Source organism: Photobacterium sp. BZF1 (genome assembly GCF_014349205.1).
Lineage (GTDB): Bacteria > Pseudomonadota > Gammaproteobacteria > Enterobacterales > Vibrionaceae > Photobacterium.
Genome location: NZ_JACSOF010000208.1, coordinates 1 through 8,646, shown reverse-complemented (window position 1 = coordinate 8,646; position 8,646 = coordinate 1). Strand labels below are relative to the sequence as shown.

Genomic DNA, 8,646 nt, shown 5'->3' with positions numbered 1-8,646 from the left:
CCAGTTCCCAGTTCCCAGGACCCGCTCTACTTCTGACTCGCGTACAAATGCAACAAATCCGTAGCAATAGTCGCGGCCGCCAAAGCGGTCATATCAGCGTGATCATAAGCTGGGGCGACTTCGACTACATCCATACCCACCAAGTTGATACCTTGTAAGCCCCGAATGATTTTTAGCGCCTTGTCCGATGTTAATCCGCCACACACAGGGGTGCCGGTACCCGGTGCGAACGCCGGATCCAAACAGTCGATGTCGAAGGTCAGGTAGACTGGCATATCACCGACGGTATGCTTAATCTTCTCGACAATTTGTTCCACCGACCAGTCGTTGGCTGTTCCTGCATCCAACACACTGAAGCCGAGCTTGTTGTCATAGTCAGTACGGATCCCGATCTGAATTGAGTGCTGTGGGTCAATCAAGCCTTCGTTTGGGGCATGGTAGAACATAGTACCGTGGTCAAACTGGCTACCCATATCATAGGTATCGGTATGGGCATCGAAGTGGATCAGTGCCATCTTGCCGAATTTCTTGGCATGGGCACGCAGCAGCGGCAGGGTGACAAAGTGGTCACCGCCGAATGTCAGCAAGGTTTTGCCAACTTCAAGCAGTGACGTCGCGTGGTTTTCCAAGCGTTCGCACATTTGCGCAGCATCACCGCTGTCAAAAACCAAATCACCGCAATCGGCAATGGTCAGCTTGTCTTTGAGCGCAAATGACCAGGGCCAGCGTTTGCCTTCCCAGGCAAGGTGGGTTGAGACCTGACGGATTGCGTTCGGACCCATACGGCTGCCTGAGCGTCCTGTTGTCGCCATATCGAATGGGACACCGGTGATGATGACATCAGCGTTGGTGGAATGCGGGGCAAATTCTAACGGCTGGCGCAAGAAACCAAAGGCATTTGCCGTTAGCGAATAATCTGGATGAGTTGCAAGGGTTGCCATAAATGGGTCCTGTTAAAGGGCCACCAATAAGCTGGTGGCCTCATTCTGTTAGTTTGTGTCGTTATGTATTAACGCTGGCTCTGGACATCTTCCAGATAGGTATAACCATTTAGCCCTTCTTCAAGCTCGCTCAAGATTGCGCTGTGCTCGTGTTCAGGCAGGTGTTGTTTGACCATCTGCTCGTACTGGGCCAAGAAGTTGGCAGAATCAAGACGGACGCTGCGTAGGACGTCTTTGACGCTGTCGCCATGGTCTACCCGCTCGATCTCATAGCCGCCTTCCGGCAAGGCACGAACAATCGCTGTATCAGTATCACCAAACAAGTTGTGCAAATCCCCCAAGATTTCTTGGTAGGCACCCACAAGGAAGAAACCCATGCGGTAAGGTGATTCATCACTCCATGCAGGAACAGCCAATGTACTTTCTATTCCTTGGCCTTCAACATATTGCTCAATGGCACCGTCTGAATCGCAGGTGATGTCTAAGATCACAGCACGACGCTCTGGTTCCTTGTCGAGGTTGCTCAGCGGCAGAATTGGGAAAATCTGATCGATTCCCCATGCGTCAGGCAATGACTGGAACAGCGAAAAGTTGACAAAGAACTTGTCAGCAAGGCGCTCGTGCAGCTCATCCAGTAGCGGGCGATGGGCCCGGTTCTTCTCTGACAGCATTTTCTCAAGCTCATAACAGAGCCTAAGGCTGATTTGCTCGGCCCATGCGCGTTCTGTAAAGCTCAGCATACCCATAGCAAATTGAGTATGTACTTCAGCCAGATCGCTCTGGTTGTCATGGTAAATCTCAATGAGCGAGCGAGAGTCGGTCAGTGTCATTAGTTCCTGCCACGAATGCCACATGTTATGCAGGATCTGCGGGGCAGTTGCCTCTGGTGGGGTGACAGACTCTTGTTTATACCTTTCTACACCGATTACGTCAGTGATCAGCACTGCATGGTGAGCGGTCAGGTTACGACCCGACTCCGAAATAATTCTTGGCATCGGGATATCGTATTCTTTACAGATATCACCCAAGGTGTAGACCACATTATTGGCATACTCGCGCAGGCTGTAGTTCATTGAACAACTACTCTGGCTACGGGTGCCTTCGTAGTCGATAGCCAAGCCGCCACCGACATCGACAGTCGTGATCCCTGCGCCCAGTTTCTTCAATTCGGCATACACCCGGCCAGCTTCACCGACACCATTGCGCACATCACGGATATTGGCGATCTGCGAGCCAAGGTGGAAGTGGAGCAACTGCAGGCAGTCGAGCATATCGTTGTCACGTAATTGTTCGACAACAGACAGCACTTGGGATGCAGAAAGGCCAAACTTGGACTTCTCACCACCGCTAGCTTGCCATTTCCCCTTACCTTGTGATGACAGGCGAGCACGTAAGCCCAGGCGTGGACGTACACCTAGCTCGATGGCTTCCTGCATGACGGTCTTAAGTTCGGAAAGCTTTTCCAGCACGATGTAAACATCGTGGCCGAGCTTTTCACCGATCAGGGCTAGACGGATATACTCTTTGTCTTTATAGCCGTTACAGACAATCACAGAGCTCGCTTGCTGTGCCATTGCCAGCACAGCCATCAACTCTGGCTTGCTTCCGGCTTCTAAGCCCAATTGGCGTTGTTGCTTGGCATATTGGCTAGCCAAGATCTCGCTGACGACAGCCTCTTGCTGGTTCACCTTGATAGGGTAAACCGCTAGATATTCACCTTGGTACTGGTAGTGGTCAATAGCTTGGTTAAAGACTGTACACAAGGTATCGACCCGGTGATGGAGAATATCGGGAAAACGAACCAAAACCGGTAAAGATGCACCTTTGGCAATTAACTGATCCGCCAACTGTGACAGGGCTATGGTATTAAGCGGGTTCAGGCTGTCTGGCCTTGCCACGACTTCACCTTGTGGGTTGATATCAAAGTAGCCTTGTCCCCAATATGGGATGTTGTAAACGTCACGCGCATTTTTAGTCGTCCAATCACTCATTACATTTTCCTCGGATAGTGATTGGGTACTGACAGTCAATCGGCAGCTGTGGCAAGGCCCAGTCGCAAGACTGTAAGTACCAGGTTAGTTAATACTCATCAGGTAGATGTGCGGAGCGATGGGAATGCAATATGCCCCGCCAACATCTTAGGTGAACCAAATAGGGTTAGACGCTGCCAGCGAGCGTTCGTTGGGCCCGTCTTTGCGACATTCGTTTTTTACGGCGCTCAAGGTGAGGCGACGTGTTTAGCGGTCGGTCTTTCGGGTGGATAGTGGCTGCGATGTCGCACATGTGCAATAGGTTAAGTTCTACTTGCATATCATGCATTGCGATAGGTTTCATTGTCATTCCTAAACGGCCGTGCTGCAGACAGATTTCACGGTATGACAGAACAAGGTGAGGGCTTGTCCCTCGTATACACCTCGCTCGCTTTGTGCCTTTGGGTGCAGGGGGATTAAACAACCGAACGGGGGGTGTGGCAAATAAAATAATTTTGCGGTGATGATGAGGGATTTTTATCGAAAAGGTGGCAGTAGAACGCATAAGGTTTGATGGGGTTAGAAAAAATAAAACCCGGCGAGAGGCCGGGTTTTATTTGTATTCTGTAATCTTGTATAAGATTAACGGGCGCGGAAGACGATGCGGCCTTTGGTTAGGTCGTATGGAGTCAGTTCCACAGTTACCTTGTCACCAGTAAGAATACGGATGTAGTTTTTACGCATTTTGCCAGAAATGTGAGCGGTAACAACGTGACCGTTCTCAAGCTCTACGCGGAACATAGTGTTAGGTAGTGTGTCTAGCACAGTACCTTGCATTTCAATTACGTCTTCTTTTGCCATTGAATCCTCTTAGGCTACCAGCCATTCTTCTGATCGGGCTGGATAATGCCTTGAAACTGTTTGAGTGTAAAGTTTAGGCCGCAATTTTACATCTGCGAATGTGCTTTGTCAGCTACTCTGATGCATTAATACGTATTTTATCGTATTTCCCTCAGACAGCGGTGAAAAATGCAGCTTAGTTTTCATCAAAATGTTGCCATCCATGCGCTGTCAGCCTCTCGTAGGGCTTGAAGCGAGTCTTGTAGTTCATCGCTTTGCACTGGTCAATTTGGTAGCCGGGATAGAGCCATCGCCGTCCTGAGCGTTGGCAATATTGGATTTGGTAGAGCACACAGAGCGTACCGAGCGAGAGCGAGCTGTCCGGGTCAAAGAAGCTATATACCGCGCTCATGGCATCATCGAAAACATCGGTAATAGCAATAGCGATAAGTACGTCTTCCTCATAGACATGGAGGAACAGGGTATCCATCCAAGGGGCGGTACAAAACTCGAAGAACTGGGCCTTGTTCGGTGGATACATACTGCCATCAGAATGGCGCTGGGTGATGTACCGCTCATATAGCGGGTACCAATCTGGGTCCAGATCTGTTTTGAACTCCCAACGTAGCTTGGCTATCTGGTTGAGTTGGCGTTTCTGGCTCTTTGATGGGCGAAAAGCAGGGCAGTCAACCCGTAGCGGAACACATGCCTGGCATTGCTGGCACATGGGCTTGTAGACGGCACTGCCACTGCGACGGTAACCCGAGGCCAGTAGCACGCTATAGCCAGCCGGTGATAACCAGTGGTGGTCCATCACAACGCCAAGTTGCTCGTCTTGCCCGGGGAGATAGCTGCACGACGATTCCGGGGTCAAACCAATACGTAAAGGAAGTTTGTTTAAACTGCTCATGATGTTGGGAACGTTAACTCCTGAGTCTGGTAGCACGCATCACTCAGTATGGCATCTCTTTGCAGTTGCAGGAAATGTGTGAACAGATCCCGTTCCATTTCTGCAGCGCCCAAAGAGGCAAGGTGGTCATTCATGATTTGGCAATCAATCAGTTGGCCGCCATGGGCGCTGAAGTGTTCACAAAACAGCCAGAGGGCAATTTTAGAGGCATTGTCAGCTAGCGAGAACATCGACTCGCCGCAGAACACACCGCCCACGCTGATCCCATATAGCCCGCCTACCAGTTTACCGTGCTGCCAGACCTCTACCGAATGACAGTAGCCAAGGTCATGCAGGTGCTGATAGGCTTGGATCATTTCAGGGGTGATCCACGTTTCTTCCGCTTTCCGGGTGCTGGCGCAAAGCTCAATAATATCGTGGCAAGCCTGGTTCAATGTGACTTGGTAGCCAGATTTTCGGTAGAATTTCCGTAAGCTTTTGCTTGGTTGGAATTGATCTGGCAGGAATACGGCCCGAGGGGCAGGGCTCCACCACAGCAAGGGTTCACCTTCGGAAAACCACGGGAATATTCCCTGCCGGTAGGCACTGACCAGGCGTTCTGGTCGCAGATCACCCCCGAAGGCAAGCAGGCCGTTAGGGTCTGCGAGTGCGGTTTCAGGGGCTGGGAAATCAGTATTGACCGGATCAAGTTCCGGAAGATAAATTGCCATAATTACACTAAATGTAGCTTAATTTACTTGGGAATAAAGCATTTGCCCAAGTGCACAGGTTGCCGGGAAAGAGGATTATACATGATGAGAAAATGGTTGGTGTTATTGTTAATTTTACCTATGGCACTTTCTGCGGCACCGTACAACAGAAATCAAGCGAGAACGGTGAACCAAGTGGTGTTCGGTGCAGTGGATAGTGTCCGTTATATCACCCACCAAGAAGTCATAGAGTCGCAGAGGAATGGCTGGGAAACCTTGCTGGGAGGCGTAATTGGCGGTTTGATTGGTAACCAGTTTGGTGATGGAACTGGCCGTGAGGTTGCTACAGCAGTGGGAGCGGTTGCCGGTGCGGGCATTGCACATAATCGCCAGCCAACTCAACAGATAGTCCAATACCGGTTAGTGGAGCTACTCATCAAGGCGGAGGATGGCACCCTGATTGATGTGATTCAAGATGTCGATTCCACCATGCTGTTCCAGCCACAAGACAAAGTCAGGATACTTTATTTTGATAATGGGGTGAGAGTCGATAAGGCCTATCCATAAAAGAGGCAGGTATTAAAAAAGCGTGATGGTGTTAACCATCACGCTTTTTTCAATCAGGCTATAGATTACTCTACAGTTAGGATACGCATGTTGTTGGTGCTACCAATTGTATCCATCACGTCACCCTGGGTAACGATCACTAGGTCGCCTGCAGTTAGGAAACCTTTTTCTTTCAGGTTTTCCACTGCGTGCTTAGCCGCTTCTAGGCCAGCATCGCTATCACGGTCGAAGTAAACCGGTGTTACACCACGGAATAGTGCTGCGCGGTTTAGTGTGTTTTCGTTACGTGACATAGCGAAAATTGGTTTGCCCGAAGAGATACGAGACATCATCAGTGGCGTACGGCCAGACTCAGTCATTGATACCATCGCTTTAACGCCTTCCATGTGGTTTGCTGCATACATGGTAGACATGGCGATTGTTTCTTCCGCAGACTCGAAAGTACGTGCTAGGCGGTGGTTAGAAACATTGATGCTTGGCTCTTTTTCCGCACCCATACAAACGTTAGCCATCGCTGTTACTGTTTCAACAGGGTAGCTACCGGCTGCTGTTTCAGCAGAAAGCATTACTGCATCCGTACCATCAAGAACGGCGTTAGCAACGTCCATGACTTCTGCGCGGGTAGGCATTGGGCTTGTGATCATCGTTTCCATCATCTGGGTTGCTGTGATCACAGTACGGTTAAGGCTACGAGCACGGCGGATCAGTTTCTTCTGAACGCCCACTAGCTCTGGGTCACCGATTTCAACACCAAGGTCACCACGGGCAACCATTACTGCATCTGAAGCCATGATGATGTCATCCATCGCTTCAGTTGTCGCTACAGCTTCAGCGCGCTCAACTTTAGCGACTAGCTTAGCTTCAAGACCTGCTTCCATCGCTAGGCGGCGAGCGTATTTCATGTCTTCGCCGTTACGTGGGAATGATACAGCTAGGTAATCAACGCCCATTTGTGCAGCGGTGATGATGTCAGCTTTGTCTTTGTCTGTTAGTGCTTCAGCAGAAAGGCCACCACCTTTCTTGTTGATGCCTTTGTTGTTTGATAGTGGACCGCCGACGGTAACTTCAGTGTGAACTTTGTTGCCTTCAACTGAAGTCACTTTTAGTTGAACGCGGCCATCGTCAAGAAGCAGGATGTCGCCTGTCTCAACGTCTTTAGGTAGCTCTTTGTAGTCAAGACCAACAGCTTGCTGATCGCCTTCACCTTTTGCTAGGTCGCTATCTAGGGTGAACTTGTCGCCGATCGCCAATTGAATCTTGCCGTCTTTGAAAGTTGACACACGGATTTTCGGGCCTTGGAGATCGCCTAGGATAGCAACGTGCTTACCCAGTTTAGCGGCGATTTCACGTACAGTTTTGGTGCGTTGGATGTGATCCTCTGGGCTGCCGTGTGAGAAGTTCATTCGCACAACATTTGCACCCGCAGCGATAATCTTTTCTAGATTGTTATCGCGGTCGGTTGCAGGACCCAAAGTAGTAACGATTTTAGTACGTCTTAGCCTTTCAGACATCGGAAACTCCATCTGTATCATTGGTTACCAATGAAACGATTGCTTGTAGAAATCTGCTTCATTGAATTGCGTGAAATTTTACTACATATAAAGGTAGAAAGAAGCTGTTCTTTATCAACAAACTGTAAGAAAAAAACATATTGTCGGACTAGTTGTGGGTGTTTTTTCATCATACAGTGGAAAAATTGCAGATTTTCAATGGGCAATACCGCTCATGCTGGCAGGTATTTGCTTTGCTGGATGGAGTAATTGTAGTTGATGGGTATGGCTTCAGAGCGACGAATCGGCAGGAGAAAAAAGAAAGGCATCGCCGAAGCCATGCCTTGTCAGTCAAGTTTGATGCGAGAGTTACAGAAGGTTAAATGATGCCTTCTTTCGTGAAACGAGAATCTTTCAGTGATTCTTTGACACGCTTTAGGTTTTCGCGAAATCCCGCGCCACGGCGGAGTGTGAAGCCTGTCGCCAGCACATCGATGACTGTCATCTGTACGACTCTGCTCGCCATCGGCATGTAGACATCGGTATCTTCAGGCACATCCAAGCAGATAGAGATAGAACACTCACGGTCAAGCGGAGAATCCTTGGCGGTAATGCCGATGACAGTGGCACCGTTTTCGCGGGCCATTCGGGCTACCTCAACCAAACTCTTGGTACGGCCAGTATGGGAGATCATCACCACAACATCGCCGTCGCTGCAATTAATCACACTCATGCGCTGCATCACAATGTCATCAAAGCAGACAATTGGGATATTGAAGCGGAAGAATTTATTTTGGGCATCGTGAGCGACAGATGCCGATGCGCCGAGGCCAAAGAAAGAGATCTTCTTGGCCTGCGTCAATAGGTCAACAGAACGGTTAACCTGCATTGGATCTAAGCTGTTCTTCGCTACGTCCAAGCATGCCATGGTAGATTCAAAGATTTTAGAGGTGTAAGCATCTGGACCGTCATCTTCTTCGACGTTGCGGTTCACATACGGCGTACCATTGGCTAGGCTCTGGGCAAGGTGCAGTTTAAAATCTGGAAAGCCTTTGGTATCCAGACGACGACAGAAGCGGTTAACTGTAGGCTCACTGACATCCGCCATCTTAGCCAAGGTTGCAATGCTCGAGTGAATGGCTGTTTGTGGTGATGCTAGGATAACTTCAGCCACTTTACGCTCTGACTTACTGAAGTTATCAAGATTCTTTTGAATTTTCTCTAGGGTATTCATGGCGG

General features: G+C 49.5%; 9 protein-coding genes. 1 reads left to right on the top strand and 8 read right to left on the bottom strand.

The window, feature by feature from the left end:
• Window positions 1-26: 26 nt before the first annotated feature.
• From speB to aat, 6 genes are all read right to left on the bottom strand, one after another.
• Entirely contained in the window at window positions 27-941 is a 915-nt protein-coding gene (speB, locus tag BIZ37_RS28060; RefSeq protein WP_187464336.1) for an agmatinase, read from the bottom strand.
• A 68-nt stretch (window positions 942-1,009) separates the two neighbouring features.
• The gene (gene speA, locus BIZ37_RS28055) at window positions 1,010-2,932 is read right to left on the bottom strand and encodes a biosynthetic arginine decarboxylase (RefSeq protein ID WP_187464335.1); all 1,923 of its coding nucleotides are present in this window, start codon (window positions 2,930-2,932) and stop codon (window positions 1,010-1,012) included.
• A 166-nt stretch (window positions 2,933-3,098) separates the two neighbouring features.
• Window positions 3,099-3,275, bottom strand: coding sequence for a hypothetical protein (locus tag BIZ37_RS28050; protein WP_158264504.1), 177 nt, complete (start codon window positions 3,273-3,275; stop codon window positions 3,099-3,101).
• Between the two features lie 278 nt (window positions 3,276-3,553).
• On the bottom strand, window positions 3,554-3,772 hold the full coding sequence (infA, locus tag BIZ37_RS28045) for a translation initiation factor IF-1 (RefSeq protein WP_005298441.1): 219 nt from the start codon (window positions 3,770-3,772) through the stop codon (window positions 3,554-3,556).
• Between the two features lie 175 nt (window positions 3,773-3,947).
• Window positions 3,948-4,661 carry an arginyltransferase gene (locus BIZ37_RS28040; RefSeq protein WP_107297454.1) on the bottom strand — a complete coding sequence of 238 codons (714 nt, stop codon included), beginning with the start codon at window positions 4,659-4,661 and terminating at the stop codon, window positions 3,948-3,950.
• On the bottom strand, window positions 4,658-5,371 hold the full coding sequence (gene aat, locus BIZ37_RS28035) for a leucyl/phenylalanyl-tRNA--protein transferase (protein ID WP_187464334.1): 714 nt from the start codon (window positions 5,369-5,371) through the stop codon (window positions 4,658-4,660). Before aat ends, BIZ37_RS28040 begins: the two co-directional genes overlap by 4 nt.
• A gap of 84 nt (window positions 5,372-5,455) precedes the next feature.
• Here aat and BIZ37_RS28030 point away from each other — a divergent pair, with 84 nt between their 5' ends.
• Window positions 5,456-5,917, top strand: coding sequence for a glycine zipper 2TM domain-containing protein (locus tag BIZ37_RS28030; RefSeq protein WP_187464337.1), 462 nt, complete (start codon window positions 5,456-5,458; stop codon window positions 5,915-5,917).
• Between the two features lie 65 nt (window positions 5,918-5,982).
• Here the strand turns inward: BIZ37_RS28030 and pyk are convergent, their stop codons facing one another.
• Together pyk and BIZ37_RS28020 are read right to left on the bottom strand one after the other, a co-directional pair.
• Window positions 5,983-7,428, bottom strand: a complete 1,446-nt coding sequence (gene pyk, locus BIZ37_RS28025) for a pyruvate kinase (protein ID WP_187464333.1) — start codon at window positions 7,426-7,428, stop codon at window positions 5,983-5,985.
• 358 nt (window positions 7,429-7,786) lie between these two features.
• Window positions 7,787-8,641 carry a MurR/RpiR family transcriptional regulator gene (locus tag BIZ37_RS28020; RefSeq protein ID WP_107297457.1) on the bottom strand — a complete coding sequence of 285 codons (855 nt, stop codon included), beginning with the start codon at window positions 8,639-8,641 and terminating at the stop codon, window positions 7,787-7,789.
• Between the last annotated feature and the right edge of the window lie 5 nt (window positions 8,642-8,646).

Excerpts from the sequence above, each read along its gene's own strand:
- speB (WP_187464336.1), bottom strand. The coding sequence starts at position 941 with ATGGCAACCCTTGCAACTCATCCAGATTATTCGCTAACGGCAAATGCC.
- speA (WP_187464335.1), bottom strand. The coding sequence starts at position 2,932 with ATGAGTGATTGGACGACTAAAAATGCGCGTGACGTTTACAACATCCCA.
- BIZ37_RS28050 (WP_158264504.1), bottom strand. The coding sequence starts at position 3,275 with ATGAAACCTATCGCAATGCATGATATGCAAGTAGAACTTAACCTATTG.
- infA (WP_005298441.1), bottom strand. The coding sequence starts at position 3,772 with ATGGCAAAAGAAGACGTAATTGAAATGCAAGGTACTGTGCTAGACACA.
- BIZ37_RS28040 (WP_107297454.1), bottom strand. The coding sequence starts at position 4,661 with ATGAGCAGTTTAAACAAACTTCCTTTACGTATTGGTTTGACCCCGGAA.
- aat (WP_187464334.1), bottom strand. The coding sequence starts at position 5,371 with ATGGCAATTTATCTTCCGGAACTTGATCCGGTCAATACTGATTTCCCA.
- BIZ37_RS28030 (WP_187464337.1), top strand. The coding sequence starts at position 5,456 with ATGAGAAAATGGTTGGTGTTATTGTTAATTTTACCTATGGCACTTTCT.
- pyk (WP_187464333.1), bottom strand. The coding sequence starts at position 7,428 with ATGTCTGAAAGGCTAAGACGTACTAAAATCGTTACTACTTTGGGTCCT.
- BIZ37_RS28020 (WP_107297457.1), bottom strand. The coding sequence starts at position 8,641 with ATGAATACCCTAGAGAAAATTCAAAAGAATCTTGATAACTTCAGTAAG.